Annotated in this window: 27 protein-coding genes; 18 read left to right on the forward strand and 9 right to left on the reverse strand. The window is 52.2% G+C overall.

Going from position 1 to position 26330, the window contains the following annotated elements:
* Positions 1 to 101 precede the first annotated feature (101 nt).
* The gene (sodA, locus tag ACLD4F_RS20460; protein WP_000122634.1) at positions 102 to 722 is read right to left on the reverse strand and encodes a superoxide dismutase [Mn]; all 621 of its coding nucleotides are present in this window, start codon (positions 720 to 722) and stop codon (positions 102 to 104) included.
* Positions 723 to 1050: 328 nt separating this feature from the next.
* Here sodA and ACLD4F_RS20465 point away from each other — a divergent pair, with 328 nt between their 5' ends.
* The 3 genes from ACLD4F_RS20465 to ACLD4F_RS20475 are packed head-to-tail and all read left to right on the forward strand — an operon-like array spanning position 1051 to position 3868.
* Entirely contained in the window at positions 1051 to 2034 is a 984-nt protein-coding gene (locus ACLD4F_RS20465; protein ID WP_000812822.1) for a TRAP transporter substrate-binding protein, read from the forward strand.
* 18 nt (positions 2035 to 2052) lie between these two features.
* Positions 2053 to 2568: a TRAP transporter small permease gene (locus ACLD4F_RS20470; protein ID WP_001091410.1), complete on the forward strand. Its 516-nt coding sequence runs from the start codon at positions 2053 to 2055 to the stop codon at positions 2566 to 2568.
* Positions 2561 to 3868, forward strand: a complete 1308-nt coding sequence (locus ACLD4F_RS20475) for a TRAP transporter large permease (RefSeq protein WP_000566800.1) — start codon at positions 2561 to 2563, stop codon at positions 3866 to 3868. The genes ACLD4F_RS20470 and ACLD4F_RS20475 overlap by 8 nt, the downstream gene beginning before the upstream one ends.
* A gap of 157 nt (positions 3869 to 4025) precedes the next feature.
* On the opposite strand, the gene ACLD4F_RS20480 is transcribed toward ACLD4F_RS20475, so the two are convergent.
* Positions 4026 to 4709 carry an oligogalacturonate-specific porin KdgM family protein gene (locus ACLD4F_RS20480; RefSeq protein WP_000378721.1) on the reverse strand — a complete coding sequence of 228 codons (684 nt, stop codon included), beginning with the start codon at positions 4707 to 4709 and terminating at the stop codon, positions 4026 to 4028.
* 618 nt (positions 4710 to 5327) lie between these two features.
* Between ACLD4F_RS20480 and rhaT the strand changes: the two genes are divergently transcribed.
* Positions 5328 to 6362 carry an L-rhamnose/proton symporter RhaT gene (gene rhaT / locus ACLD4F_RS20485; RefSeq protein WP_076727675.1) on the forward strand — a complete coding sequence of 345 codons (1035 nt, stop codon included), beginning with the start codon at positions 5328 to 5330 and terminating at the stop codon, positions 6360 to 6362.
* Here rhaT and rhaR read toward each other — a convergent pair.
* Positions 6359 to 7207, reverse strand: coding sequence for an HTH-type transcriptional activator RhaR (gene rhaR / locus ACLD4F_RS20490; protein ID WP_000013292.1), 849 nt, complete (start codon positions 7205 to 7207; stop codon positions 6359 to 6361). The two genes, rhaT and rhaR, sit on opposite strands and share 4 nt — an antisense overlap.
* 152 nt (positions 7208 to 7359) lie before the next feature.
* Positions 7360 to 8196: an HTH-type transcriptional activator RhaS gene (gene rhaS, locus ACLD4F_RS20495; RefSeq protein ID WP_000217112.1), complete on the reverse strand. Its 837-nt coding sequence runs from the start codon at positions 8194 to 8196 to the stop codon at positions 7360 to 7362.
* 287 nt (positions 8197 to 8483) lie between these two features.
* Here rhaS and rhaB point away from each other — a divergent pair, with 287 nt between their 5' ends.
* The 5 genes from rhaB to rhaM all read left to right on the forward strand — a co-directional run bounded on the left by rhaB (position 8484) and on the right by rhaM (position 13765).
* The gene (gene rhaB / locus ACLD4F_RS20500) at positions 8484 to 9953 is read left to right on the forward strand and encodes a rhamnulokinase (RefSeq protein ID WP_411011009.1); all 1470 of its coding nucleotides are present in this window, start codon (positions 8484 to 8486) and stop codon (positions 9951 to 9953) included.
* Complete coding sequence (gene rhaA / locus ACLD4F_RS20505) at positions 9950 to 11209, forward strand: L-rhamnose isomerase (protein WP_080160284.1); 1260 nt, start codon at positions 9950 to 9952, stop codon at positions 11207 to 11209. Before rhaB ends, rhaA begins: the two co-directional genes overlap by 4 nt.
* Positions 11210 to 11351: 142 nt before the next feature.
* Positions 11352 to 12179, forward strand: coding sequence for a rhamnulose-1-phosphate aldolase (gene rhaD / locus ACLD4F_RS20510; RefSeq protein ID WP_175268646.1), 828 nt, complete (start codon positions 11352 to 11354; stop codon positions 12177 to 12179).
* A 126-nt stretch (positions 12180 to 12305) separates the two neighbouring features.
* Entirely contained in the window at positions 12306 to 13454 is a 1149-nt protein-coding gene (gene fucO / locus ACLD4F_RS20515) for a lactaldehyde reductase (protein WP_023217882.1), read from the forward strand.
* On the forward strand, positions 13451 to 13765 hold the full coding sequence (gene rhaM, locus ACLD4F_RS20520) for an L-rhamnose mutarotase (RefSeq protein WP_000619478.1): 315 nt from the start codon (positions 13451 to 13453) through the stop codon (positions 13763 to 13765). The genes fucO and rhaM overlap by 4 nt, the downstream gene beginning before the upstream one ends.
* A gap of 88 nt (positions 13766 to 13853) precedes the next feature.
* Here the strand turns inward: rhaM and ACLD4F_RS20525 are convergent, their stop codons facing one another.
* On the reverse strand, positions 13854 to 14402 hold the full coding sequence (locus ACLD4F_RS20525; protein WP_001517951.1) for a helix-turn-helix domain-containing protein: 549 nt from the start codon (positions 14400 to 14402) through the stop codon (positions 13854 to 13856).
* A gap of 100 nt (positions 14403 to 14502) precedes the next feature.
* Between ACLD4F_RS20525 and ACLD4F_RS20530 the strand changes: the two genes are divergently transcribed.
* Together ACLD4F_RS20530 and ACLD4F_RS20535 are read left to right on the forward strand one after the other, a co-directional pair.
* A complete protein-coding gene (locus ACLD4F_RS20530; RefSeq protein ID WP_000683586.1) occupies positions 14503 to 15162 on the forward strand; it encodes an AzlC family ABC transporter permease in 660 nt (219 codons plus the stop codon).
* The gene (locus ACLD4F_RS20535) at positions 15162 to 15485 is read left to right on the forward strand and encodes an AzlD domain-containing protein (RefSeq protein ID WP_000527677.1); all 324 of its coding nucleotides are present in this window, start codon (positions 15162 to 15164) and stop codon (positions 15483 to 15485) included. Before ACLD4F_RS20530 ends, ACLD4F_RS20535 begins: the two co-directional genes overlap by 1 nt.
* A 354-nt stretch (positions 15486 to 15839) precedes the next feature.
* Here ACLD4F_RS20535 and ACLD4F_RS20540 read toward each other — a convergent pair whose 3' ends face one another.
* Together ACLD4F_RS20540 and fdhD are read right to left on the reverse strand one after the other, a co-directional pair.
* Positions 15840 to 16940 (reverse strand): YiiG family protein, encoded by a 1101-nt coding sequence (locus tag ACLD4F_RS20540; RefSeq protein ID WP_023217881.1) that lies wholly within the window; start codon positions 16938 to 16940, stop codon positions 15840 to 15842.
* A gap of 192 nt (positions 16941 to 17132) precedes the next feature.
* Entirely contained in the window at positions 17133 to 17969 is an 837-nt protein-coding gene (gene fdhD, locus ACLD4F_RS20545; RefSeq protein WP_001059739.1) for a formate dehydrogenase accessory sulfurtransferase FdhD, read from the reverse strand.
* A 194-nt stretch (positions 17970 to 18163) separates the two neighbouring features.
* Here fdhD and fdnG point away from each other — a divergent pair, with 194 nt between their 5' ends.
* Genes fdnG through fdhE form a run of 4 tightly spaced genes read left to right on the forward strand, consistent with a single transcriptional unit; the run spans position 18164 to position 23687 of the window.
* Complete coding sequence (gene fdnG / locus ACLD4F_RS20550; RefSeq protein WP_077248424.1) at positions 18164 to 21214, forward strand: formate dehydrogenase-N subunit alpha; 3051 nt, start codon at positions 18164 to 18166, stop codon at positions 21212 to 21214.
* A gap of 12 nt (positions 21215 to 21226) precedes the next feature.
* Positions 21227 to 22129: a formate dehydrogenase subunit beta gene (gene fdxH, locus ACLD4F_RS20555; protein WP_000331361.1), complete on the forward strand. Its 903-nt coding sequence runs from the start codon at positions 21227 to 21229 to the stop codon at positions 22127 to 22129.
* Positions 22126 to 22761, forward strand: coding sequence for a formate dehydrogenase cytochrome b556 subunit (fdoI, locus tag ACLD4F_RS20560; RefSeq protein WP_000829025.1), 636 nt, complete (start codon positions 22126 to 22128; stop codon positions 22759 to 22761). Before fdxH ends, fdoI begins: the two co-directional genes overlap by 4 nt.
* Positions 22758 to 23687, forward strand: coding sequence for a formate dehydrogenase accessory protein FdhE (fdhE, locus tag ACLD4F_RS20565; protein WP_000027730.1), 930 nt, complete (start codon positions 22758 to 22760; stop codon positions 23685 to 23687). The genes fdoI and fdhE overlap by 4 nt, the downstream gene beginning before the upstream one ends.
* A gap of 46 nt (positions 23688 to 23733) precedes the next feature.
* Here fdhE and ACLD4F_RS20570 read toward each other — a convergent pair whose 3' ends face one another.
* Both ACLD4F_RS20570 and ACLD4F_RS20575 read right to left on the reverse strand, forming a co-directional pair.
* Complete coding sequence (locus ACLD4F_RS20570) at positions 23734 to 24024, reverse strand: helix-turn-helix domain-containing protein (protein ID WP_000362050.1); 291 nt, start codon at positions 24022 to 24024, stop codon at positions 23734 to 23736.
* Positions 24025 to 24336, reverse strand: a complete 312-nt coding sequence (locus ACLD4F_RS20575; protein WP_001159632.1) for a cytotoxic translational repressor of toxin-antitoxin stability system — start codon at positions 24334 to 24336, stop codon at positions 24025 to 24027. It lies immediately after the preceding gene.
* Positions 24337 to 24553: 217 nt separating this feature from the next.
* Between ACLD4F_RS20575 and ACLD4F_RS20580 the strand changes: the two genes are divergently transcribed.
* The 3 genes from ACLD4F_RS20580 to ACLD4F_RS20590 all read left to right on the forward strand — a co-directional run bounded on the left by ACLD4F_RS20580 (position 24554) and on the right by ACLD4F_RS20590 (position 26323).
* Positions 24554 to 25483, forward strand: coding sequence for an alpha/beta hydrolase (locus ACLD4F_RS20580; protein WP_023181423.1), 930 nt, complete (start codon positions 24554 to 24556; stop codon positions 25481 to 25483).
* An 85-nt stretch (positions 25484 to 25568) separates the two neighbouring features.
* Entirely contained in the window at positions 25569 to 25880 is a 312-nt protein-coding gene (locus tag ACLD4F_RS20585) for a type II toxin-antitoxin system HigB family toxin (RefSeq protein ID WP_000558166.1), read from the forward strand.
* Complete coding sequence (locus tag ACLD4F_RS20590) at positions 25877 to 26323, forward strand: type II toxin-antitoxin system HigA family antitoxin (protein ID WP_001259009.1); 447 nt, start codon at positions 25877 to 25879, stop codon at positions 26321 to 26323. The genes ACLD4F_RS20585 and ACLD4F_RS20590 overlap by 4 nt, the downstream gene beginning before the upstream one ends.
* Positions 26324 to 26330 lie beyond the last annotated feature (7 nt).

Here is a 26330-nt window from a genome sequence, read left to right on the forward strand (position 1 = left end):
TTAAAGCTGAAAGCTTTCCGGAACCCCCAGCCTAGCTGGGGGTTTTCCATAGACAAAAAAAGCGAGTCATCAGACTCGCTTCTACAGACGTGCAATGCAAATTATTTTTTAGCGGCGAAACGCGCTGCTGCTTCGTCCCAGTTCACCACGTTCCAGAACTCTTTGATGTAGTCCGGGCGGCGGTTCTGGAATTTCAGGTAGTAAGCGTGTTCCCACACGTCCAGACCCAGGATCGGGAAGCCGGAAGCGCCGGAAATGGCTTCACCCATCAGCGGGGAATCCTGGTTTGCGGTAGAAACCACAGCCAGTTTGTCACCTTTCAGCACCAGCCACGCCCAGCCGGAGCCGAAACGGGTTGCTGCTGCTTTTTCGAATTCAGCTTTGAAGTTGTCAACGGAACCGAAGTCACGCTCAATAGCCGCTTTCAGATCGCCCTGCAGAGTGGTGCCTTTTTTCAGCCCTTTCCAGAACAGGCTGTGGTTAGCGTGGCCGCCCGCGTTGTTACGCAGCACGGTTTTTTTGTCCGCTGGCACCTGATCCAGTTTAGTAATCAGTTCTTCAACCGGCAGGTTAGCAAACTCAGGCAGGTTTTCCAGCGCCGCGTTAGCGTTGTTGACATAGGTTTGATGGTGTTTGGTGTGGTGAATCTCCATCGTCTGCTTATCGAAGTGCGGTTCCAGTGCATCATAAGCGTACGGCAGGGATGGCAGTGTATAACTCATAATCATCTCCATTATTGTCGAGCGGCACAGTGTTAACGCCGCGTAAGCAGTTGGTTCATTATAGTTAATTAAATGATATTGAAAATGATTATCAATGCCGTACTTTTTCCAGGGTTATAAACGTTACGGCATCCGCTTAAAAAAATCGTTTTTTACGCCTCCAACCGAAACCGCCTGTTGATGAATTCCTGGAAATCATGAAATGTGAAACAGGGTTTCAAAATCTTTCTTTTGGTGCCAGATTTTGTCAGCGGTGGCAAAATCAAGAAGGTTATAATTTCACCATGCAATTACATTCCCGGTAAATTATTACAATTGCGAGGGAATCATGAAGCAACCTGGTTTTATACGTCTGGCTACGTTGGCCTTACTCTCCACACTCTCTTTCTTCTCCCACGGCGAAACCATTTTGCGCCTGGCCTACGCTGAAAATAGCCAGCCGGTAAAAGATGCGTTGCACTTCCTGGGGCAGCAAGTTGAAGAGAAAACGGGCGGCGATATCAAAGTACAGTACTTCCCGGACGGACAGCTTGGCGGCGAGCGCGAACTGGTGGAGTTGACGCAGGTCGGCGTCGTCGACATCACTAAAGTGTCGTCCGGGCTGATGGAGAGTTTTTCGCCTGAGTACGGCGTGTTCTCACTTCCCTACCTGTTTGCCACCGTCGAGGAATACTACCGCGTAATGGATAACCCACAGGTGATGGAGCCTGTTTATCAGTCCACCGCCGCACAGGGGTTTGTCGGCGTAGGCTGGTATGATTCCGGCGCGCGTAATTTTTATATGAGCAAAGCGCCGGTTAAACGCATTGAGGATTTACGCGGGAAGAAGATCCGCGTCATGCAGAGTGAGACGGCGATCCAAACCCTCAAACTGCTGGGCGCTTCGCCCATCGCCATGAGCCAGGCGGAGGTCTATACCTCGTTACAACAAGGCATTCTCGACGGTGCGGAAAACAATGAGTTCGCTCTCACCATCGCCCGCCACGGCGAAGTCGCCCGTTATTACACCTACGATATGCACACCCGCATTCCCGATATCCTGCTAATGAGTACCCTCACGCTGGAAAAGCTGACGCCGGAACAGCAACGCATCGTCGAAGCCGCCATCAAGGCGTCGATCGAATTTGAGAAAGCCGCATGGGACAAGGAAATAGAGAAAACCAGGCTGGCGGCGGTAAAAGATTTCAACGTTGAATTCTACGAGATCGACAAAAAGCCCTTCCAGAAGGCGGTACAGCCTATTTACGACGGTCTGAAAAACAAACCGCGGCTTTACGGGCTGTATCAACGTATCCAGACAGCAAAAAATTAATCTAATCAGGAAATTAAGATGAACACATTCAGAAAAGGACTTGATTTATTGCTGGGCGCTATCTGTTGCCTGGTGCTGGCGATAATGGTTGGCATCGCCTGCTGGCAGGTGGTGAGCCGCTACATTCTGGGCGTTCCCAGCACCCTTACCGAAGAGATGCTGCGATTTCTCCTGGTGTGGGTATCAATGCTGGGCATGGCTTTTGTCGCCGGTCAGAAACAGCATATCAGTCTGACTATCTTACTGGATAAGGTGTCGCCGACGATTCGCGGCTGGTGGGATATTATTCTGCAGGTCATTTTTATCGCGTTTTCCATTTGGGTATTGATTATCGGCGGCTTAAAGATTTCTGCGATTTCTATGCTGCAAATCTCCCCTGCGCTGGGCATTCCGATGGGAAAAATTTATTACGCGCTCCCCTGCGCGGGCGTACTGATCATCCTCTATGGGCTGCTGAATATCGTTGACGCCCTGAAAGCTATCCATTCCGCCACGGATACCACTGAGCACACTCTGGAGAAATCACATGATTGACCCTATTTTTGCGTCCTGTACGCTAATTGCCGTCTTTGTTGTTTTACTGGCCATGGGCGCGCCTATCGGGATCTGCATCGTTATCGCCTCTTTCAGCACCATGATGCTGGTACTGCCTTTCGATATTTCGATGTTCGCCACCGCGCAAAAAATGTTCTCCAGCCTGGACAGTTTTGCCTTGCTGGCCGTGCCGTTCTTCGTTTTGTCCGGGGTGATCATGAATAGCGGGGGAATTGCCGCCCGGCTGGTCAATTTTGCCAAACTGTTTACTGGCAAACTGCCCGGCTCGCTCTCTTACACCAACATCGTCGGCAATATGATGTTTGGTGCAATTTCCGGATCGGCAATTGCCGCCTCAACCTCCATCGGCGGCGTGATGGTGCCGATGAGCGCGCGCGAAGGTTACGATCGCGGCTTTGCGGCCGCGGTGAATATCGCCTCCGCGCCGACGGGAATGTTAATTCCGCCCACCACGGCTTTTATCCTTTATGCGCTGGCAAGCGGGGGAACATCGATTGCCGCTCTGTTCGCCGGCGGTCTGGTTGCGGGTGTGCTGTGGGGCGTTGGCTGTATGCTGGTCACGCTGGTGGTCGCTAAGCGTCGAAATTATCGGGTTTTCTTCACCGTCCAAAAAGGCATGGCGCTAAAAGTTGCCGTTGAGGCCATTCCCAGCCTGTTACTGATCGTGATTATCGTCGGCGGCATTGTGCAGGGGATTTTCACCGCCATTGAAGCCTCCGCGATTGCCGTGGTGTATACGTTATTGCTGACGATGGTGTTTTACCGCACGCTGAAAATTAAGGATTTGCCTTCGATTTTGCTCCAGACAGTGGTAATGACCGGGGTCATCATGTTCCTGCTGGCAACCTCTTCGGCGATGTCCTTCTCAATGTCGATCACCAATATTCCTGCAGCGCTGAGCGATATGATCCTCGGTATTTCCGCCAATAAACTGGTTATCCTGTTAGTCATTACCGTCTTTTTGTTGATTATCGGCGCATTTATGGATATCGGTCCGGCCATTCTGATTTTTACCCCGATTCTGCTGCCGATCATGGCTAAACTAGGCGTCGATCCGGTGCATTTCGGCATTATCATGATCTATAACCTGGCGATTGGCACCATTACGCCGCCAGTTGGCAGTGGTTTATATGTCGGTGCGAGCGTCGGTAAGGTCAAAGTTGAGGAAGTGATTAAACCGTTGCTGCCTTTTTACGGCGCGATTATCGGCGTTCTGTTATTAATTACCTACATTCCGGAAATCACACTGTTTTTACCCCGTCTACTGGGCATCATGTAAGCGCATAGTTTCCTGCGCATCTCGTTGCCGGATGGCGATTCGCGTCTTATCCGGCCAACGCGCGATAATAATTATCCGCAGGTAATCACCAGGTAAAAAAAACCGGCTACCTATAAAGTAGCCGGAAAAGGGAATAAATAATAAACAGGGATAATGATTAGAATGTGTAGCCTATACCCACGCGGAAACGGGTTTGTCTTTCATCGCTGTTGCTATTGACGGAAACATTACCTACCTCAACGAATGGCGACCATTGGTCAATAATATAGGCAGTTCTGAAGTTATATTCATAATTATCTTTGCCGCCATCGTAAAGATCATATTTATCGGCTTTCTTATAAATCCCTTCAATTGTCCAGTCAAAGTTGTTCCATTTATAACCTGCCCAGACATCCATACGATTGATGGTATCATCATCCCGGATATCAGAAGAACGGCGTACATATTCAAAACGATAGCGCGCGCCAACCCACCAGCTTTCATTTAATGTCCACGTCGCGCGGAAGTAAGGCTTATAGGTAGAGTAACCATTGCCTGTTTCCAGCACAAAACCCGGTTGCCAGGCGACATCACCGGTTTTAAATTGGTAGCTTATCGTATATTCGTTGCCCTGTGTTTCCAGGTCATTAAACGCTTTATTGGTGTCATCCCCGCCTGATTTTGAGATAGCTTCTATCGCAAAACCAACACCATTCGCAAACCGATGAGAAATATACGCACGGTCATAGTTAGCTTTACTATCATCAAGATATTCATGACGAACATCGACATATACTGCATGCGCATTTGTTACAACAAGAGGTAATAGTAAGAAAAGAGATTTTCTCATAACAGAATCCATTTAATTTAAAATTAAAACGTTGTTTTATGTCAGGCCGTTACAACCATAATACGCAATGTGAATGGCGACAATATAGGCAAAGATCTTTAATTTAAAATTGGGATAATGTTCAAAAAGCAAAATAAAATAAATGAAATTTATATTCGCCATATAACATAAAAATCAAAAAACCATCAACAAAGCCAATATAGGGATTTCCCTATATTTATATTTCATTGATTCCTAACGTTAATTTCAATATATTTAAATTGTAAATACAAATAAAACAACTAAATAATTACTGTATAACTACCCTTTTATCAAACGGTAAGTCAGACTATTCCCATTATGTGAGCTCACGCAGCGTTTTCTTTGCATTGCTGCCAGCTAAGTCGTTTCGTGTCGTTATGATGAAGGTATTTTAGAAAACCAATATTACCCACTGATTTAAATAACATCCAGACGGTCATGATGCGCTCCGACTTTTTTAAAACGTGAAGTTAATCACTTCATTAACGTGCTGATTGCCAGAATACACCCAACGGCGGCAATCGTTATAAGGTTACCAGGCTGCGTAATTTTTAAACTCATGCAAACGGAAGGGGTATCCCGTCCATAAAAAATAATGAGGAACATGTCATGAGTAACGCGATTACGATGGGTATTTTCTGGCATTTGATAGGGGCGGCCAGTGCAGCCTGCTTCTATGCTCCGTTCAAGCAAGTGAAACAGTGGTCATGGGAAACCATGTGGTCAGTGGGCGGCATCGTCTCCTGGCTTATTCTGCCGTGGACAATTAGCGCTCTGTTACTGCCTGATTTCTGGGCCTATTATGGACAGTTTAACCTCTCCACCCTTTTACCGGTTTTTCTGTTCGGCGCCATGTGGGGCATCGGCAATATTAACTACGGTCTGACTATGCGTTATCTCGGGATGTCGATGGGTATCGGCATCGCTATTGGCATTACGCTTATCGTCGGCACGCTGATGACGCCTATCATCAACGGTAACTTCGATGTGTTACTCCATACCGAAGGGGGACGCATGACGCTACTTGGCGTTTTTGTCGCGCTGATCGGCGTCGGGATTGTGACGCGCGCCGGACAGTTAAAAGAACGCAAAATGGGCATTAAAGCGGAGGAGTTCAATCTGAAGAAAGGGCTTCTGCTGGCAGTGATGTGCGGTATTTTCTCGGCGGGGATGTCTTTTGCCATGAACGCCGCGAAACCGATGCATGAAGCTGCTGCCGCGCTTGGCGTTGACCCGCTCTATGTCGCGCTGCCGAGTTACGTGGTGATTATGGGCGGCGGCGCGCTGGTTAACCTCGGTTTCTGTTTTATCCGCCTGGCAAAAGTACAAAATCTGTCGATAAAAGCCGACTTCTCGCTGGCAAGACCGTTGATTATCAGCAATATTCTGCTGTCCGCGCTTGGCGGTCTGATGTGGTATTTGCAGTTCTTTTTCTATGCCTGGGGTCACGCGCGCATTCCAGCGCAATATGACTACATGAGCTGGATGCTGCACATGAGCTTCTATGTGCTGTGCGGGGGGCTTGTCGGTCTGGTGCTAAAAGAGTGGAAAAATGCTGGCCGCCGTCCCGTTGCCGTATTAAGCCTCGGCTGCGTGGTAATTATTATCGCGGCGAATATTGTCGGTTTAGGCATGGCCAGTTAATCGCTTTGATTACTGAGATGGCGCCATTGGCTCGGCGTCATCCCGGTTTCCCGTGTGAACACCACTGAAAAATAATTACTATCTTCAAAGCCGCACTGCATCGAAATCTCGCTAATCATCAGCGGGCTATGCTGAAGCAGATACTGCGCGTGGCAAATACGGACCTGGCGTAAATATTGATTAATCGTCATCCCGGTTTGGGCGCGAAACTGCTGCCGCAGCACCCGTTCGCTGCATTGTTCCTGCTGGCAAAACGCATCCAGCGCAAAGGGACGCTCAAGGCTATTAGCCAAAGCGGTAATTAATTTATCCAACAGGGTTTCTCTGGAGGTTGCCGGAAGATCGTCGGTCGCGTAGCGATGCCGTTTTAACGTCATCACCAGTTGACCAAACAGCAATTCCGCCATCTCATTCGCCAGCGGATCGCGCCCATTACTCTCATGTTCAAGCTGGTTAATGACCTGCCGCGCCTGATTCATTCCCATACTGCCCAGCCGCCAGTGAGGATGCCACTGCGCTCCCTGAAAGCCGGGAATCATCGCCTGCCAGTTTACATTGAGTTTCAAACGCTCCGGGCAGTAAATGATATTTTGCAGCACCAGATCGTTAACGGAGGTATAGGAGTGTTTGTCTTCAGCACGAATGTAAAACAGATCGCCGCGGGTAATTCTGTATGGGCGCTCATTAAGAACGTGTAGGCCATTGCCCCGCCAGACCATCACCAGTTCACAAAACTCATGCGTATGTTCCGCAAAAACATCCTGTGGATAGCGATCGGCAACCGTAACGGCCTGCTGCTCATCAGTAAAAAAATCTTTTTTCAAAAGGATTAACTGATTTGCCACCGCAGCACCTCATGTTGAATGCTTGCCGGATGGCGCTACGCTTATTCTGTCTACCGCTCGCCGCCGTAGGCCAGGTAAGGCGCAGCCGCCATCCGGTATTAAAGGGTATAATTATCAGCATATTGGCGACGAAAACGTTGATAGCGTTCGCGTTACTGGATTATCGCATCGCGTCCCTGACGGATATCCCGCGGCGACCAGTTAAATTCTCGGCGAAACAGAGTCGAAAAGTGGTTACTGTCGCCAAAACCGCAGCGGTACGCGATTTCTGTCACGCTATGATCGCTATGGCGTAATAAATGCCGGGCTTTGATCAAACGCAGGCGATTAAGGTAACGTTGCGGCGTCAGCCCGGTATGCTGTTTAAGCTGACGATGCAGCGTGCGTAGCGACAGCGAAAACTGTTCAGCTACCGCCTCCCAGCAGACCTCCTCCGCAAAATGGTCTTCCAGCCATGCCATCAGTTGGTTGAGTTTGGCGTCGTTATTGGTCGCGCCTTCCATCAGGCTACTGCGGCGTAACAACACCAGTAGTTGCATAAACAAAATTTCGCGATTCGCCACGGCAGGCGCATCCATGCCGTCTCCGGCGCGCTCCATCAGACCGACCAACTGGCGCACCTGCTGCAACACACTCTGATTCACCCGCCAGTGCGAAGGATAGTAACCATCCTGCTCCTGCGGCAGCAATTGATCCAGCCCCGCCAGGAATTGGAAAGCGTCCGGCGAACGCCACAGTACATTCGTCAGGCATAGGTTGTCGGTATGTTCATATAAATGCCGGTCGTGATCGCGAACAAAACACACGGTACCGCCGCTGATGGTATACGGCTGCCCGTTGAATACATGAATGCCCGTACCGTGTTCCACAATCACGATTTCATGAAAATCATGATGATGTTCAGGGAAAGCGGCTTGCGGCAGACGGGGTTCAATCGCCACGGGCGCTTTACCTGATGGAAAAAAATCCACGCTATGCAGTACGGTCATGGTTGCTTCCTCCTGAATTCAACATGTCCGAATAGTAATTAAGGGCTATCGGCCTCACCTTAAATTTTTGACGCTAAAGCGCGCAAACATGGTCTTTTTTTCAAGAAAAGGCGGGAAAAAGCGGGAAATGCGGACGACATCACACCGGCCTATTAGTAGAAACTGTGAACGCTATCACGTTCATCTTTGCCTTGTTGCCAGCGGCTCATTTTCCTGTCAGTAACGAGAAGGTAGGTCTTTGAGGGCTTTTTTAGACTGTGCGCAATGACTCTAAGAAGGACCTGATTATGACTTTTCGCCATTGTGTCGCGGTTGATCTCGGCGCATCCAGCGGGCGCGTGATGCTGGCGCGTTACGACAGCAAACACCGTACCCTGACGCTACGTGAAATTCACCGTTTTGTGAACTGCCTACAAAAAACAGACGGGTTTGACACCTGGGACATCGACAGTCTGGAAAAGGATATCCGTCTTGGTCTGAAGAAAGTCTGCAATGAAGGCATTCTTATCGACAGCATCGGCATCGACACCTGGGGCGTCGATTATGTCCTGCTGGATAAACAAGGTCAGCGTGTCGGCCTGCCGGTCTCCTACCGCGATAACCGTACCACGGGCATCATGTCGCAAGCGCTGGTCCAGATCGGCAAAAGCGAAATCTATCGCCGCAGCGGGATTCAGTTTCTGCCGTTTAACACCATCTATCAGCTACGCGCGCTGACGAAACAACAGCCTGAGTTAACAGCGCAGGTCGCTCATGCGCTGCTGATGCCCGATTATTTCAGCTACCGCCTGACCGGTGAAATGAACTGGGAATACACCAACGCCACGACCACCCAGTTGGTCAATATCAATACCGATGACTGGGACGAGACCCTGCTGACATGGACTGGCGCGAAAAAGAGCTGGTTCGGTCGCCCCTCGCACCCTGGCAATGTTATCGGCGACTGGATTTGCCCGCAGGGCAACCGTATTCCGGTGGTAGCCGTCGCCAGCCACGATACCGCCAGCGCCGTTATTGCCTCTCCGCTGGCAAATAAACATAGCGCTTACCTGTCTTCAGGCACCTGGTCGTTGATGGGTTTTGAAAGCAAAATGCCCTACACCACTGACGAGGCGCTGGCTGCCAATATCACCAACGAAGGCGGCGCGGAAGGGCGTTATCGGGTACTGAAAAACATTATGGGTTTGTGGCTGCTCCAGAGTGTGCTGAAAGAACGGCGCATTACCGATCTGCCTGCGCTTATCGCCCAAACAGAAGCGCTGCCGGCCTGCCGTTTCCTGATTAACCCGAATGACGATCGCTTTATCAATCCTGACGATATGAGCGCCGAAATCCAGGCCGCCTGTCGCGAGACCGACCAGCCCGTTCCCGTCAGCGATGCCGAACTGGCGCGCTGCATTTTCGACAGTCTGGCGCTGTTGTATGCCGACATTTTGCACGAACTGGCAAATCTGCGCGGCGAAAAATTTACCCAACTGCATATTGTCGGCGGCGGCTGCCAAAACGCGCTACTCAACCAGTTGTGCGCCGATGCATGTGGCATTCGCGTGATGGCCGGGCCGGTTGAAGCCTCCACCCTTGGCAATATTGGTATTCAGCTTATGACCCTCGACGAATTAAACAACGTCGATGACTTCCGTCAGGTCATCAGCGCTAACTACGACCTGACAACCTATATCCCTAATCCTGATAGTGAAATTGCCCGCCACGTTGCGCAGTTTCAACCCAAACGACAGACAAAGGAGCTTTGCGCATGACCACTCAACTGGAACAAGCCTGGGAACTGGCAAAACAACGTTTCGCCGCAGTAGGTATTGATGTCGAGGAGGCGCTGCGCCAGCTCGATCGCCTGCCGGTTTCCATGCACTGCTGGCAGGGCGACGATGTTGCCGGATTCGAGAACCCGGAAGGTTCGTTGACGGGCGGAATTCAGTCAACCGGCAACTATCCGGGCAAAGCGCGTAACGCCACCGAACTGCGCGCCGATCTGGAACAGGCGCTGCGTCTGATCCCAGGACCAAAACGGCTGAACCTGCACGCCATTTATCTTGAGTCGGATACGCCGGTTGCTCGCGACCAGATCAAACCGGAGCATTTTAGAAACTGGGTGGAGTGGGCGAAAGCGAACCGGCTGGGGCTGGATTTCAACCCCACCTGTTTTTCTCATCCACTGAGCGCTGACGGTTTTACCCTCTCTCATCCAGACGCGAAAATTCGCCAGTTCTGGATCGATCACTGCAAAGCCAGCCGCCGCGTCTCGGCATACTTTGGTGAGCAGCTCGGTACGCCGTCGGTGATGAACATCTGGATCCCGGACGGCATGAAAGACATTACCGTCGACCGTTTAGCCCCGCGCCAGCGCCTGCTGGAAGCGCTGGATGAGGTCATTAGCGAGAAATTCGACCCGGCGCACCACATCGACGCCGTCGAAAGCAAACTGTTTGGTATCGGCGCGGAAAGCTACACCGTCGGCTCCAATGAGTTCTACATGGGCTACGCCACCAGCCGTCAGACCGCGCTGTGCCTGGATGCGGGCCACTTCCATCCCACTGAAGTGATTTCCGACAAAATTTCCGCCGCCATGCTCTATGTGCCACGGCTGCTGCTGCACGTCAGCCGCCCGGTACGCTGGGATAGCGACCACGTGGTGCTCCTGGACGATGAAACCCAGGCAATTGCCAGCGAGATCGTCCGTCATAACCTGTTCGACCGTGTGCATATCGGTCTGGATTTCTTCGACGCCTCTATCAACCGTGTCGCCGCGTGGGTTATCGGTACCCGCAACATGAAAAAAGCGCTACTGCGCGCTCTGCTGGAACCCACAGATCAACTGCGTCAGCTTGAGGCCAGCGGCGATTACACCGCGCGTCTGGCGCTGCTGGAAGAGCAAAAATCTCTGCCGTGGCAGGCCGTCTGGGAAATGTATTGCCAGCGTCACGACACGCCGGCTGGCAGCCAGTGGCTGGACAGCGTTCGCGCCTACGAAAAAGAGATCCTGAGCAAACGTAGCTGACAGCGACACCTGATCTGTAGGCCGGATAAGACGCCCGCGTCGCCATCCGGCAATAAATGAAACACGATTGCCGGATGGCGCTGCGCTTATCCGGCCTACGTAAGACCCGAATAACCTGCGGGCAATAAATGGGAACACGAACATGCAAAATATTACCGATTCCTGGTTTGTCCAGGGCATGATTAAAGCCACGTCTGATGCGTGGCTGAAAGGGTGGGACGAACGTAATGGCGGTAACCTGACGCTGCGTCTGGATGAAGCCGATATCGCGCCTTTTGCAGCTAATTTCCACGAAAAACCGCGCTACATCGCGCTAAGTCAACCCATGCCGCTGCTGGCGAATACGCCGTTTATCGTTACCGGTTCCGGCAAATTCTTCCGCAACGTGCAGCTCGATCCGGCAGCCAATTTAGGCGTGGTCAAAATCGACAGCGACGGCGCAGGCTACCACATTCTGTGGGGCTTAACCCACGACGCGGTACCCACCTCTGAACTCCCGGCGCATTTCCTCTCCCACTGCGAACGCATCAAAGCCACCCACGGCAAAGACCGCGTCATTATGCATTGCCATGCGACTAACCTGATCGCCCTCACCTACGTACTGGAAAACAACACTGCGCTGATCACCCGCAAACTGTGGGAAGGCAGCACCGAATGTCTGGTGGTATTCCCGGACGGCGTCGGCATTCTGCCGTGGATGGTGCCAGGCACCGATGAAATCGGCCAGGCCACCGCGCAAGAAATGCAGCAACATTCGCTGGTACTGTGGCCGTTCCACGGCGTGTTCGGAAGCGGACCTACGCTGGATGAAACCTTCGGTTTGATAGATACCGCAGAGAAATCCGCTGAGGTATTAGTCAAAATCTATTCGATGGGCGGTATGAAGCAGACCATCACGCGCGAAGAACTGGTCGCACTCGGCAAACGTTTTGGCGTGACACCGCTGGCCAGCGCCGTAGCGCTGTACTGATACCTCCCAACTCAACGCCGGATGCGGCTTTGCCTTATCCGGCCTACAGGTCGGTGCGCATTTTACCGTAGGCCCGATAAGCGTAGCGCCATCGGGCAACAGGGAATTTTTTTAAGGAGAATAGTGATGAGCTTTATGTTGGCACTGCCAAAAATTAGCCTGCATGGCGCTGGAGCGATTGCCGATATGGTGAACCTCGTGGCGAATAAGCAATGGGGCAAAGCGCTGATCGTTACCGATGGTCAACTGGTAAAGCTGGGCCTGCTGGATAGCCTGTTTAGCGCACTGGATGAACATCAAATGTCTTACCACCTGTTTGATGAGGTGTTCCCAAACCCGACAGAAGAGCTGGTGCAGAAAGGTTTTGCGGCGTATCAGAGCGCAGAATGTGACTACATTATCGCCTTCGGCGGCGGCAGCCCGATCGATACCGCTAAAGCGGTGAAAATTCTGACCGCCAACCCAGGTCCATCTACCGCCTACTCCGGCGTCGGCAAAGTGAAAAACGCCGGCGTACCGCTGGTAGCGATTAATACTACGGCAGGTACCGCGGCCGAGATGACCAGCAACGCGGTGATTATCGACTCTGCCCGTAAGGTCAAAGAGGTGATCATCGACCCGAATATCATCCCGGATATTGCCGTGGATGACGCCAGCGTCATGCTGGAAATCCCGGCGTCTGTGACCGCCGCAACCGGCATGGATGCCCTGACCCATGCGGTGGAAGCCTATGTCTCCGTTGGCGCGCATCCGCTCACCGACGCTAACGCGCTGGAAGCGATTCGCTTAATCAATTTGTGGCTACCGAAAGCGGTTGACGATGGCCATAACCTCGAAGCCCGTGAGCAAATGGCATTCGGCCAGTACCTGGCGGGTATGGCGTTCAACAGCGCTGGTTTGGGGCTGGTTCACGCGCTGGCGCACCAGCCGGGCGCAACCCACAATCTGCCGCACGGCGTCTGCAACGCTATCCTGCTGCCAATTGTCGAGAACTTTAACCGTCCGCACGCCGTCGCGCGTTTTGCCCGCATCGCACAGGCGATGGGCGTGGAGACGCGCGGTATGTCTGACGAAGCCGCAAGTCAGGAAGCGATTAACGCTATCCGTACGCTGAGCAAACGCGTCGGCATTCCAGACGGTTTCAGCACGTTGGGCGTCACAAAAGAAGATATCGAAGGCTGGCTGGATAAAGCCCTCGCCGACCCGTGCGCGCCGTGTAACCCGCGCACCGCCAGCCGCGATGAAGTTCGCGAGCTGTACCTGGAGGCGTTATGATCCGCAAAGCCTTTGTGATGCAGGTAAATGCCGACGCGCACGAGGAGTATCAGCGTCGTCATAACCCAATCTGGCCGGAGCTGGAAGCCGTATTAAAATCTCACGGCGCGCATCACTACGCGATTTATCTCGATCAGGAGCGCAATCTGCTGTTCGCCACCGTTGAGATTGAATCCGAGGAACGCTGGAACGCCGTTGCCAGCACCGACGTTTGCCAGCGTTGGTGGAAACATATGCGTGACGTTATGCCCGCGAATCCGGATAACAGCCCGGTCAGCGCAGAGCTAAAAGAGGTGTTCTATCTGCAGTAAGTCGTGTGCCCGGTGGCGCAAGCTTACCGGGCCTACAGTTTTATTTTTTGTCGGCCGGATAAGGCGGTTACGCCGCCATCCGGCAATTTCAATTCTGCTCCGCTACCAGGATAGCCTGTGTATCCGGTTCCAGCGCTTTAAAGATATGCGCCTGGTCGCCGGGATAACAAATGTAATCGCCCTCCGCCAGCTCTTCCGGCGCCTCGGTTAAGCCGACGAGGGCTTTTCCCTGCGTAACAATAATATGTTCCACCGACCCCGGCGGATGCGGGTGAGAGATCCGGTCGGCCCCCGGCTGCGTCAACAGCAGATAGATATCACGCCGCGCGCCGGGCGGACACGCCGCCAGTAATATCGCCTGATAATGCGCCTGCTCCGCCACCACTTTGGTGCCTTCTCCGCGGCGAATCACCTGCGTTTTTTGTACCTGCGGCTCCAGCAGCCTGGCAAAGGGAATGTCGAGCGCGACGCATAGCGACCATAACGTCTCCAGGCTGGGGTTGCCGTTCCCTGCTTCCAGTTGTGAAAGCGTAGATTTAGCGATGCCTGCGCGCCGCGCAATCTCCGCCAGCGACAGTCCGGTTCGCTGGCGTTCGCGTACCAGGCTTCTGGCAATGACGCTAATAGGTTGTGTCATAAAGCATCCAACGTTCACTATAACGAACGAAATGTTCGTCTTGTAAAGCAAATCTGTTCCGTTCATTATAATGAAAATTCGTTCGATATGACTAAAGAAGATGAAACACTATTTTTCCTGTCTCAAAGGAGACACGATAAAAGCGATATTTTTAGTGTGCCTGGCCGTGGGCGTCGTCGGCATGTCCTATGGCTCACTGGCGATGGCCTACGGTTTCCCACTGTGGGTGCCGTTTGTCCTCTCTATTTTTGTACTGGCGGGCGCGTCCGAATTTATGTTTATCGGCATTGTTGCCAGCGGCGGCAATCCGTTAGCGGCGGCGGCGGCAGGACTGCTGGTGAATGCGCGCCACGTGCCGTTTGGCGTAACGGTGCGCGATTTGGTTGGCACCCGCGCCGCCAGCTTTTTCGGCTGCCATATTATGAATGATGAGAGCGTGGTGTTCGGCCTGTCGCAAAAAACACCCGAACAACGTAAAGCCGCCTACTGGCTATGCGGTCTGGGCGTCGCCCTATTCTGGCCGATTGGCACACTGATTGGCGCAGGTGTCGGCAAACTGCTCCCGGCCCCAGAAACCATCGGTCTGGATGCCGTATTCCCGGCAATCTTACTGGCGCTGGTGATCCCGGCGTTTAAAAACCGCACCACATTGATTCGTGGTTGCAGCGGCGCCGCGCTGTCGCTTGCCGCCGTTCCCTTTGTGGCTGCCGGATTGCCGGTGTTGCTTTCGCTGCTTGGCCTACTGGCGAGGAAAAAATAATGGGCAATATGACGCTATTTATTATCGGTATTGCTCTTTTATCTGCGGGAACCTATTTGATGCGCCTCGGCGGCGCGAAACTTGGCAGCCGTCTGGCGCTGTCTGAGCGTTCACAGGCGCTGCTCTCGGATGCGGCAACGGTGCTGCTATTCTCCGTCGCGCTGGCAACCACCTTTTACGAAGGCGAACATTTTGCCGGAATGGCGCGCGTTCTTGGGGTTGGCTTCGCCGTATTTTTAGCCTGGCGTAAAATGCCGCTTATTGTGGTGATTATCGCCGCTGCAGTGGTGACCGCGTTATTACGAATGGCGGGTATTAATTAACGTCTTACAGAACAGTTGGACGTGACACCCTATAAGTGATGAAGGCTGGGCCGCCCTATGCTGAAGAGGCCCAGAATTTTCGCATCAGGCGGGATAAATGCTTTCCATATAAATGCCGATCCTCAATTACACTACCAGTGTCTTCCAGCGTGACGTCAACATCTTGTGATAGCTTCAGATTACTGGTTTTCCTAATAACTCTCCTTAGTTAATGTTACGTCAGCTATTTTTACGGATATTGCCTGACGAAGAACACATGAACGAAAAAAGCGCCTGATCGGCGCTTTTTATTGGCGTTATAGCGTAATTTTATAGGCGCTTGCGCCAGCCTGCACGCAGTTAATGTGCCGTCACTCAACGCAGGCGATTATAATCATCCACCATCTCGTTATAACTTCTCAACGACGCCGGATAAGAATCCGCAACCATCCATCCTGTTGCAGGGTCCTGCACCCGTTTCTTTTCAAAATCAGAATACTCAACATTGTCTCTGATGCGACGAATATATTTTTTAGCTTGTAGCTGATAATCAGCCGCAGAGCTGATGAAAGAAGAATTACGGCCATCAGTATTCACTTCTTTCAATTGCGCAATCATTGTTTCCAGTTCCGCGACTTTTTTCATCATCGCTTCGGCATCAAAGGTATCGGCAGAAATAACCTTGTTGATCTGCTTTGCCGAGATCATGACAGCCAGAGAATAATAGTTAAATGTTTTACCTTCCGCTTCTTCTATTCTCTTCAACTGTGTCAATTGCCGCCTGTCATTTATCTCCTGAATAGCCTCATGATATTTTTCCGAGACGGGTTTAAAATCCTCGATATTCTTCAGTAATGTCTGATGCAGCGCCTTACCTTTAGCAAAGGCATCATCTTTATAGTTTTCCTGGGTATAATATTTTTCCATTTCGTTAATGGTATTACCCAGCGCGGCGGCGCTATCAATATAGCTAACGGCAACGCCATCAATAGGCTCAAGTAATGGCGTTAAGGCGGCCACCTGTTTCATCTCTTTCTGGCAATTCGTGATGTAAGACTCCGTAATACCATAAATGCCATAAACCAGGCTCTCTTTCCCTGTCGGACCTTTTTTAAAGTCTTTCACCCAATCCGCGTAACGCGCCAGACTGTGCTGAACGGGCAATTGAAGTTTATTAAAACAATCGATATAGACATCCATTTTTTCACTATAAACTTCTTCAGCGTCAACCTCCGGCTGAGCTGGCGTTTCTGGCTTCGCCGCCGGGGGCTGAGTTGCCGTTTCTGGCTTCGCTGCTGAGAGCTGCGCTGGACTTTCGTCAGATTGCGTTTCCGGCGTCTGAGAAGGCGCTGGCGTCGCAGGCTGACTGCTGGCGGCCGGCGTCGCCTCGGTTTTAACATTATTGTCATCACATCCTGTTGCGCCCAGGGTCATTAGCGCAATGATTATCGCTGAGGATAATAAATTCCTTTTCATTTAATTGCCTTTTGTATATTTACGTTGGGGTTCTCTTATTTTAACGAAAATATGGCCTCGCCACTATACGTCATTCCGTTATTAAGAGAGGCTGTAAAATCCAGAAAATATATATTTCATATACCATCATTCTACATAAAATATATATTAAATTAATAATATATATTTTACGCAAATGTAGAGGGTACTATTTTAGTCTGCGATTAACCGCTGCGGATGGGTATAAATCGTCGCCCGACCCGGCTTACAGAACCCCACCAGCGTAAGATTACACCGTTCAGCGACGTCAACCGCGAGCGTGGTGGCAGCAGAAACCGCAAACAAAATTTCCACACCACACATCGCCGACTTCTGCACCATTTCGTAACTCGCACGACTGGAAACCAGCGCCGCGCCTTGCCGCCATTCCTCACCCTCCGTGGCGCGGCGACCGAGCAGTTTATCCAGCGCAACGTGGCGTCCGACATCTTCATGGCCCCCCGCCAGTTCACCCGACGGCATGACCCACGCCGCAGCGTGCGTACAACCCGTCAGCTTACCCGTCGGTTGAAAATCATTCAGATGTTTTAACGCGCGATCAAGGTTACCGAGATTAAACGTTTGGCTAAACGGCAGCGGTTGCACCGGCTTACCGATGTCATTGAGCTGTTCCACGCCACACACGCCGCAACCGGTACGTCCGGCCAGCGCGCGACGACGCGCTTTCAGCCCCATAAATCGACGGCTGGAAAGATCAATCTGCACTTCAAGTCCGTTACAGGACGGCACAACGTCCATGCCATAGATTTCACGCGGGCTGTCAATGATCCCTTCCGACAGAGAAAACCCTATTGCGAAATGCGTCAGATCTTTCGGAGAAGCCATCATAACGACATGCGAAATACCGTTATACACCAGTGCCACTGGCACTTCCTCGGCAACATCATCAAGTTGGGGGGACTGCAAATCCTCGCGTTTCCAGAGAGTCAACTGGCGTGAGGTTGTGAAATCAGTCACATTTAGGACTTCTTCAGACAGTATATTGTTCACTTTCTTTTAACCATATAAGAACACACACACCAACATTATGGTATTCTGTTACAACTCCTCCCGGATGGAGGAAAATTTATCCAATTCTGAACCTTTGCGGGCCCGTCCGCAAAGAAAAATAACAACCACTCCCTGAGCGTTTCGGATAGAGAAATGTGAAAGAGAAGTGACAATGTCGAAACAAGGAGCAAACCATGCAGGTCAGCAGAAGGCAGTTCTTTAAGATCTGCGCTGGCGGTATGGCAGGCACCACGGCGGCGGCACTGGGCTTCGCGCCCGGCGTAGCGCTAGCGGAAACACGGCAATATAAACTGCTGCGCACCCGCGAAACCCGTAACACCTGCACCTACTGTTCCGTTGGCTGCGGGCTGTTGATGTACAGCCTCGGCGACGGTGCGAAAAACGCCAAAGCATCTATTTTCCATATCGAAGGGGACCCGGATCATCCGGTAAGCCGTGGCGCGCTGTGCCCGAAAGGGGCCGGTCTGGTGGACTTTATCCACTCTGAAAGCCGCCTGAAATTCCCGCAATACCGCGCGCCGGGTTCAGATAAGTGGCAACAAATCAGTTGGGAAGAAGCGTTTGACCGCATCGCTAAACTGATGAAGGAAGATCGCGACGCCAACTATCAGGCGCAGAACGCCGAAGGCGTTACCGTTAACCGCTGGCTCACCACCGGGATGCTGTGCGCTTCCGCATCCAGTAACGAGACGGGTTATTTAACGCAAAAATTCTCCCGCGCGCTGGGTATGCTCGCGGTCGACAACCAGGCGCGTGTCTGACACGGACCAACGGTAGCAAGTCTTGCTCCAACATTTGGTCGCGGTGCGATGACCAACCACTGGGTCGACATCAAGAACGCCAACCTCGTCGTGGTGATGGGCGGTAACGCCGCAGAAGCTCACCCGGTCGGGTTCCGCTGGGCGATGGAAGCCAAAATTCACAACGGCGCGAAGCTGATTGTGATCGATCCGCGCTTTACGCGTACCGCGTCGGTGGCCGATTTCTATGCGCCAATACGCTCTGGTACTGACATTGCCTTCTTGTCAGGCGTGATGCTGTATCTGCTGACCAACGAAAAATACAACCGTGAATACACCGAGGCCTATACCAATGCCAGCCTGATCGTGCGTGAAGATTTTGGCTTCGATGATGGTCTGTTCACCGGCTACGACGCAGATAAGCGGCAGTACGATAAAACCAGTTGGCACTATGAACTGGACGAAAACGGTTTTGCCAAACGCGATACGACACTGCAACACCCGCGCTGTGTCTGGAATCTGTTGAAACAGCATGTCTCACGCTATACGCCGGACGTGGTAGAAAATATCTGCGGTACGCCGAAAGCGGACTTCCTGAAAGTGTGCGAGTACATTGCAGAAACCAGCGCAAAAGATAAAACCGCGTCGTTCCTGTACGCGCTGGGCTGGACGCAGCATTCCATCGGCGCGCAGAACATCCGTACTATGGCGATGATCCAGCTTCTGCTCGGTAACATGGGGATGGCGGGCGGCGGCGTTAACGCCCTGCGCGGTCACTCCAATATTCAGGGACTGACCGACTTAGGACTGCTGTCGCAAAGTCTGCCGGGCTACCTGACGCTACCGAGCGAAAAACAGACCGACCTGCAAACCTATCTGGCTGCCAATACGCCGAAGCCATTGCTGAAGGATCAGGTCAACTACTGGGGCAACTATCCGAAATTCTTCGTCTCGATGATGAAGGCCTTCTTTGGTGATAAAGCGACAGCGGAAAATAGCTGGGGCTTCGACTGGCTACCGAAGTGGGACAAAGGCTACGACGTGTTGCAGTACTTCGAGATGATGAAACAGGGCAAGGTCAACGGCTATATCTGCCAGGGCTTTAACCCGGTGGCCTCATTCCCGAACAAAAACAAAGTGGTCGCGTCGCTTTCCAAACTGAAGTACCTGGTGACTATCGATCCGCTCAACACCGAAACGTCCACCTTCTGGCAAAACCACGGTGAGTCGAACGACGTTGATCCCGCAAAAATCCAGACCGAAGTGTTCCGTCTGCCTTCCACCTGTTTTGCCGAGGAAAATGGTTCCATCGTTAACTCAGGTCGCTGGTTACAGTGGCACTGGAAGGGCGCGGACGCCCCGGGAATTGCCATGACCGACGGCGAAATCCTCGCCGGTATCTTCTTACGCCTGCGTAAGATGTACTCTGAACAGGGCGGCGCCAACCCGGAACAGGTGTTGAATATGACCTGGAACTACACCAAACCATACGAACCCGCCTCTGAAGAAGTGGCGATGGAAAGTAACGGTAAAGCGCTGGCCGATCTTATCGACCCGGCAACCGGCGCGGTGGTGGTGAAGAAAGGTCAACAGCTCAGTTCGTTCGCGCAACTGCGTGATGACGGTACGACGTCCAGCGGCTGCTGGATTTTCGCCGGTAGCTGGACGCCGGAAGGCAACATGATGGCGCGTCGTGATAACGCCGACCCGTCTGGTCTCGGCAACACGCTGGGCTGGGCATGGGCATGGCCGCTTAACCGCCGTATTCTGTATAACCGCGCTTCCGCCGATCCGCAGGGTAACCCCTGGGACCCGAAACGTCAGCTACTGAAATGGGAAGGCGGAAAATGGGCCGGATGGGATATTCCGGACTACAGCGCCGCCGCGCCCGGCAGCGACGTCGGACCGTTTATCATGCAGCCGGAAGGGATGGGTCGCCTGTTTGCCATCGATAAGATGGCGGAAGGGCCGTTCCCGGAACACTACGAGCCGTTTGAAACGCCGCTGGGCACTAACCCGCTGCACCCGAACGTTATCTCTAACCCTGCCGCCCGTATCTTTAAAGACGATGCCGACGCGCTGGGTAAAGCGGATAAGTTCCCGTATGTCGGAACCACTTACCGTCTGACCGAGCACTTCCACTACTGGACCAAGCACGCGTTGCTTAACGCTATCGCCCAGCCGGAACAGTTTGTGGAAATTGGCGAGAAGCTGGCGAATAAGCTCGGCATCGCGCATGGCGATACCGTGAAGGTCTCCTCGAACCGCGGCTATATCAAAGCCAAAGCGGTGGTGACCAAGCGTATTCGCACGCTGAAAGCGGACGGCAAGGATATCGATACCATCGGTATTCCTATTCACTGGGGCTACGAAGGCGTGGCGAAAAAAGGTTTTATAGCCAATACGTTAACGCCTTTCGTCGGTGATGCGAACACGCAAACGCCGGAGTTTAAATCCTTCCTTGTGAACGTGGAAAAGGTGTAACGGAGACGACCTATGGCTTATCAATCGCAAGACATCATTCGTCGTTCCGCCACTAACGGTTTCACCCCCGCGCCCCAGGCGCGGGACCACCAGGAAGAGGTGGCGAAACTCATCGACGTCACCACCTGTATCGGCTGTAAAGCGTGTCAGGTGGCGTGCTCCGAGTGGAACGACATCCGTGATGAAGTGGGCAATAACGTCGGGGTGTATGACAACCCGGCTGATTTGACCGCGAAATCCTGGACGGTAATGCGCTTCTCGGAAGTGGAACAGAACGACAAACTGGAATGGCTGATCCGTAAGGATGGCTGTATGCACTGCGCCGATCCCGGCTGCCTGAAGGCCTGTCCGGCGGAAGGGGCGATCATTCAGTATGCTAACGGTATTGTCGACTTCCAGTCCGAGCAGTGTATCGGCTGCGGCTACTGTATCGCTGGCTGCCCGTTCAACGTGCCGCGCCTTAACCCGGAAGACAACCGCGTCTATAAATGTACGCTCTGCGTCGACCGCGTGACCGTGGGGCAAGAACCGGCCTGCGTGAAGACCTGTCCAACCGGCGCCATTCATTTTGGCTCGAAAGAGGATATGAAAACGCTGGCGGGCGAGCGGGTGGCGGAACTCAAAACCCGTGGTTATGACAACGCGGGTCTGTACGATCCGGCGGGCGTAGGCGGTACGCATGTCATGTACGTGCTGCATCATGCCGACAAGCCGAATCTGTATCACGGCCTGCCGGAGAACCCGGAAATCAGCGAAACCGTTAAGTTCTGGAAAGGCGTCTGGAAACCGCTCGCCGCGTTCGGTTTTGCCGCGACCTTTGCCGCCAGCGTCTTCCACTATGTCGGCGTCGGCCCGAACCGTGCGGAAGAGGAAGATGACAACCTGCATGAAGAGAAAGACGAGGTGCGCAAATGAAACGACGTGACACCATCGTGCGCTATACGGCGCCGGAACGCATCAACCACTGGATCGTCGCCTTCTGCTTCGTGCTGGCGGCGGTGAGCGGGCTGGGCTTTTTATTCCCATCCTTCAACTGGTTGATGCATATCCTGGGCACCCCACAACTGGCGCGAATTCTGCACCCGTTTGTGGGCGTGGTTATGTTTGCCTCGTTCATCATCATGTTTTTCCGTTATTGGCACCACAATCTAATCAATCGGGATGATATCTTTTGGGCGAAGAATATTCGTAAGATCGTCGTCAACGAGGAAGTGGGTGACACCGGGCGTTATAACTTCGGTCAGAAATGCGTATTCTGGGCGGCGATTATCTTCCTGGTGCTGCTGCTGGTAAGCGGGGTAATTATCTGGCGTCCGTACTTTGCGCCTGCTTTCTCAATCCCGGTGATCCGATTCGCGTTAATGTTGCATTCTTTTGCCGCAGTAGCGTTAATTGTGGTTATCATGGTGCATATCTACGCCGCCCTTTGGGTGAAAGGCACCATTACCGCGATGGTGGAAGGCTGGGTAACCCGGTCGTGGGCGAAGAAACATCACCCGCGCTGGTACCGAGAAGTCCGCAAGACAACGGAAAAAGAAACTGAATGAGTATTCGCATAATCCCGCAAGATGAGCTGGGGTCGAGCGAGAAACGTACGGCGGATATGATTCCGCCGTTATTGTTCCCCCGACTCAAAAACGTCTACAACCGCCGCGCCGAACGTCTGCGCGAGCTGGCTGAAAATAACCCGCTGGGCGATTACCTGCGCTTTGCCGCGCTTATCGCGCACGCGCAGGAAGTGGTGCTGTACGATCATCCGCTGGAAATGGATCTGACCGCACGCATTAAAGAAGCGAACGACCAGGGCAAGCCGCCGCTGGATATCCACGTGCTGCCGCGTGATAAGCACTGGCAAAAACTGCTGCATTCGTTAATTGCCGAGCTAAAACCCGAGATGAGCGGCCCCGCGCTGGCGGTGATTGAGAACCTGGAGAAAGCCTCAGAGCAGGAGCTGGAGCAGATGGCCAGCGCGCTGTTTGCCTCGGATTTTGCCTCCGTCAGCAGCGATAAAGCCCCGTTTATCTGGGCCGCGCTCTCCCTTTACTGGGCGCAAATGGCCAGCTTGATTCCAGGCAAAGCCCGCGCGGAATACGGTGAAGCGCGCCAGTATTGCCCGGTGTGCGGTTCGATGCCGGTCTCCAGCATGGTGCAGATCGGCACCACGCAGGGGCTGCGTTATCTGCACTGTAACCTGTGCGAAACCGAATGGCATGTCGTGCGCGTAAAATGCAGTAACTGCGAACAGAGCCGCGACTTACACTACTGGTCACTGGAAAATGAGCAGGCTGCGGTGAAAGCCGAAAGCTGCGGCGATTGCGGGACTTACCTGAAGATTCTCTATCAGGAAAAAGACCCGAAAGTGGAAGCAGTGGCCGACGACCTCGCCTCGCTGGTGCTGGACGCGCGCATGGAACAGGAGGGCTTCGCCCGCAGTTCCATCAACCCGTTCCTGTTCCCGGGGGAAGGGGAATAAGTTCTCTGGTATACCGGCTAGCAATCTACGTTAGCCGGATCATTGCTCAATAACGCAATGCTTGTATAACGTTTCTCGGGTCGTTGGCAATGGCGCGAAGTAACGCTTTGGCTGGCCCTGTCGGTGAACGTCTTCCTTGCTCCCAGTTGCGCAGCGTATCCACGTTGACCGAAATCAGTTCTGCAAACTTAGATTGCGACAACCCAGATGCCTGCCGTATTTCTTTAATCTTCATTGCATCAATATGAAAGGTACGAGAAGGCTCACGGGTCCCTTCAATGATTTCATTCATTTGAGACATACTTTGAGTTAATCGCTCAAATAACACTTTATCCATCTACCACCTCTCATTCAGCATACGAAGCACCGCTTTTTCCTGCGGCGTGAGATCATCTTTAATGCCTTTTTGATAAATCAGAAGCAAGCGAATCTCATACCGTTGACTACGGTGAAAATAGATAATTCGCACGCCACTACGCTTTCCTTTGCCTCGCGATCCCCAGCGCATTTTTCTCAGGCCGCCCGTTTCCTGAATGACATCACCACAATCTGGATGCTGAGCCATAAAAACCTGAAGCTTATGGTATTCATCATCATCGAGCAGTTTTTTAACATCTTCAGTAAAGAGTTCCGTTTCTATAAATTGCATATTCCATACGCCATTGGCTTATAGTAGTGAAAATAATCTATACGTCAATGGCGTATAGCATCATCATTTCACAGTACAAAAATTAAAAACCCAGCGCCAACCGCATTCCATTTTTTGCGAACCTCTATCCAGAATCATTATCCCCTCGTTTCACCACTTTCCATCCCCAACGAACCAGGTTATAAACTGTACATACATACAGTCAAGGGAGCGTTATATGCCACTGGAAAAAGGAATTGCCGAACTGGTCGCTGGGTTTATCGCCGCGGGCCGTCCCTCTTCACGAGAGCAGAATATTGATGACCGAAGAGCGGGCTATATTGCCAGCACAACGCTGGCGGGTGAGAAAGAAATTCGGGTGAGTTCGGAAGATATCGTGCTGGAAGGGATGACATTTCGCGTCGTTTCGCCGCCAAACGCATCCGGTTCTCTACCCTGTATCCTCTACTATCACGGCGGCTGTTTTGTTAGCGGCGGCTTTCTGACTCATGACCCCCAGCTACGGCAACTGGCCTGGAAAAGCGGCTGTAAGGTGATTGCCATTCAGTATCGCCTTGCGCCAGAGCACACCTTCCCTGCGGCTCATGACGACGCTGAACGCGGGGCCAATATCGTCCATCAATACGCGGAGCAGTTAGGCATCGATCGTGAACGTATCACGCTTGCTGGCGATAGCGCAGGCGGGCATTTGGCATTGGTCAGCGCGCTACGCCTGAAATCCACCGCCCACTGGTCTCCGGCGAAGCTGCTGTTGATCTACCCGATGCTTGACGCTACTGCCAGTTTCCCCAGCTATGCCAGCAACGGGCAAGACTACATCATCACCCGCGACACACTACTATCAGGCTTCGAAATGTATCTCCAGGATACCGACCTCCGTCACCCGGAAGCCAGTCCGATATGGCGTGAAGATTTTGCCGGTTTACCGCCGGTGCATATCCTCACCGCAGAGTTCGACCCACTGCGTGATGAAGGCGAAGCGCTATATCACCGTCTGAACGACCAGGGCGTGGCGTGTACTTGCCAGCGCTATCTCGGTGTCATCCATGGCTTTTTCCAGCTCGGAGGCGTGAGCCAGGCGGCACGAAGCGCCATGCGAGATGTGGCCTGGCGTGTTGTAAGTCCATCAACAGGCAAAATGACCTAAAATTCAATTTTGTTTTCAACTTGAAAACTGGATAACGTTGCGCTAAATTGTTTTCAGGTTGAAAACTTTGTAATGGAACTACATTGTGCATGTTATCAGCCGAAAACCGTTCAATGAAGCGATGCTCATGTATCCAAACCATGAGCTTGCTCTCACTGAGTTGCTGAATGTTCTGGAGAAAAAAACATTCACTCAGCCTGAAGAGATGAAGCGGTATATTCCTTCACTGGATAATTTTAAGTACAGAGATAAATGGTGGGTGATTGATGTTTCTGGTAACAGCCTGAGACTCATTTCCTACATAGATTTCAGGTTACATAAGATATTTGTGAAACATATCGTTTCCCATGCCGAATATGACAAACTGACCGCATATTATCGGGGTAATAAAGAATGAGAACTCATCGTCAGATGGATGCAACCAGCGCAAAAAAGATCGTTGATACCTTCAGCGATGCGGTAAAAAGCGTCCCACTGATGGGGGAAGACCGAAATGACAATGAGTATCGCAGGGCACTAGCGCTAGTGGAGTTTCTGGTCGACCACGACGATCTTGAAAACCCACTATTTGAATTGCTCTGTGCCCGAATCAGTGAATACGAAAAACATGCGCCGGAATTCAAAGCACTCAACCAACACCTGGAGAAAACGCCCCCTGGCGTTTCAGTATTGCGAACGCTCATGGATCAATACGGTCTCAAAGCAGCAGATCTTGCCAACGAACTTGGTTCTAAATCGAACGTCAGCAACATCTTAAATGGCCGCAGAGCGCTAACGGTTAATCATATTAAAGCGCTTACACAACGCTTTAAACTACCAGCGGATGCCTTCATCGAGTAGTTGGAGA

The sequence above is a fragment of the Salmonella sp. 741265050_HSA genome (assembly GCF_046569445.1).
GTDB classification, from domain to species: domain Bacteria; phylum Pseudomonadota; class Gammaproteobacteria; order Enterobacterales; family Enterobacteriaceae; genus Salmonella; species Salmonella enterica.

Excerpts from the sequence above, each read along its gene's own strand:
- sodA (WP_000122634.1), bottom strand. The coding sequence starts at position 722 with ATGAGTTATACACTGCCATCCCTGCCGTACGCTTATGATGCACTGGAA.
- ACLD4F_RS20470 (WP_001091410.1), top strand. The coding sequence starts at position 2,053 with ATGAACACATTCAGAAAAGGACTTGATTTATTGCTGGGCGCTATCTGT.
- ACLD4F_RS20575 (WP_001159632.1), bottom strand. The coding sequence starts at position 24,336 with ATGCAATTTATAGAAACGGAACTCTTTACTGAAGATGTTAAAAAACTG.
- rhaS (WP_000217112.1), bottom strand. The coding sequence starts at position 8,196 with ATGACCGTACTGCATAGCGTGGATTTTTTTCCATCAGGTAAAGCGCCC.
- ACLD4F_RS20540 (WP_023217881.1), bottom strand. The coding sequence starts at position 16,940 with ATGAAAAGGAATTTATTATCCTCAGCGATAATCATTGCGCTAATGACC.
- fdoI (WP_000829025.1), top strand. The coding sequence starts at position 22,126 with ATGAAACGACGTGACACCATCGTGCGCTATACGGCGCCGGAACGCATC.
- ACLD4F_RS20570 (WP_000362050.1), bottom strand. The coding sequence starts at position 24,024 with ATGGATAAAGTGTTATTTGAGCGATTAACTCAAAGTATGTCTCAAATG.
- ACLD4F_RS20475 (WP_000566800.1), top strand. The coding sequence starts at position 2,561 with ATGATTGACCCTATTTTTGCGTCCTGTACGCTAATTGCCGTCTTTGTT.
- ACLD4F_RS20530 (WP_000683586.1), top strand. The coding sequence starts at position 14,503 with ATGAAACACTATTTTTCCTGTCTCAAAGGAGACACGATAAAAGCGATA.
- ACLD4F_RS20525 (WP_001517951.1), bottom strand. The coding sequence starts at position 14,402 with ATGACACAACCTATTAGCGTCATTGCCAGAAGCCTGGTACGCGAACGC.
- ACLD4F_RS20535 (WP_000527677.1), top strand. The coding sequence starts at position 15,162 with ATGGGCAATATGACGCTATTTATTATCGGTATTGCTCTTTTATCTGCG.
- ACLD4F_RS20590 (WP_001259009.1), top strand. The coding sequence starts at position 25,877 with ATGAGAACTCATCGTCAGATGGATGCAACCAGCGCAAAAAAGATCGTT.
- fucO (WP_023217882.1), top strand. The coding sequence starts at position 12,306 with ATGAGCTTTATGTTGGCACTGCCAAAAATTAGCCTGCATGGCGCTGGA.
- ACLD4F_RS20480 (WP_000378721.1), bottom strand. The coding sequence starts at position 4,709 with ATGGATTCTGTTATGAGAAAATCTCTTTTCTTACTATTACCTCTTGTT.
- rhaM (WP_000619478.1), top strand. The coding sequence starts at position 13,451 with ATGATCCGCAAAGCCTTTGTGATGCAGGTAAATGCCGACGCGCACGAG.
- rhaD (WP_175268646.1), top strand. The coding sequence starts at position 11,352 with ATGCAAAATATTACCGATTCCTGGTTTGTCCAGGGCATGATTAAAGCC.
- ACLD4F_RS20465 (WP_000812822.1), top strand. The coding sequence starts at position 1,051 with ATGAAGCAACCTGGTTTTATACGTCTGGCTACGTTGGCCTTACTCTCC.
- fdhE (WP_000027730.1), top strand. The coding sequence starts at position 22,758 with ATGAGTATTCGCATAATCCCGCAAGATGAGCTGGGGTCGAGCGAGAAA.
- ACLD4F_RS20580 (WP_023181423.1), top strand. The coding sequence starts at position 24,554 with ATGCCACTGGAAAAAGGAATTGCCGAACTGGTCGCTGGGTTTATCGCC.
- fdxH (WP_000331361.1), top strand. The coding sequence starts at position 21,227 with ATGGCTTATCAATCGCAAGACATCATTCGTCGTTCCGCCACTAACGGT.
- rhaA (WP_080160284.1), top strand. The coding sequence starts at position 9,950 with ATGACCACTCAACTGGAACAAGCCTGGGAACTGGCAAAACAACGTTTC.
- rhaB (WP_411011009.1), top strand. The coding sequence starts at position 8,484 with ATGACTTTTCGCCATTGTGTCGCGGTTGATCTCGGCGCATCCAGCGGG.
- rhaT (WP_076727675.1), top strand. The coding sequence starts at position 5,328 with ATGAGTAACGCGATTACGATGGGTATTTTCTGGCATTTGATAGGGGCG.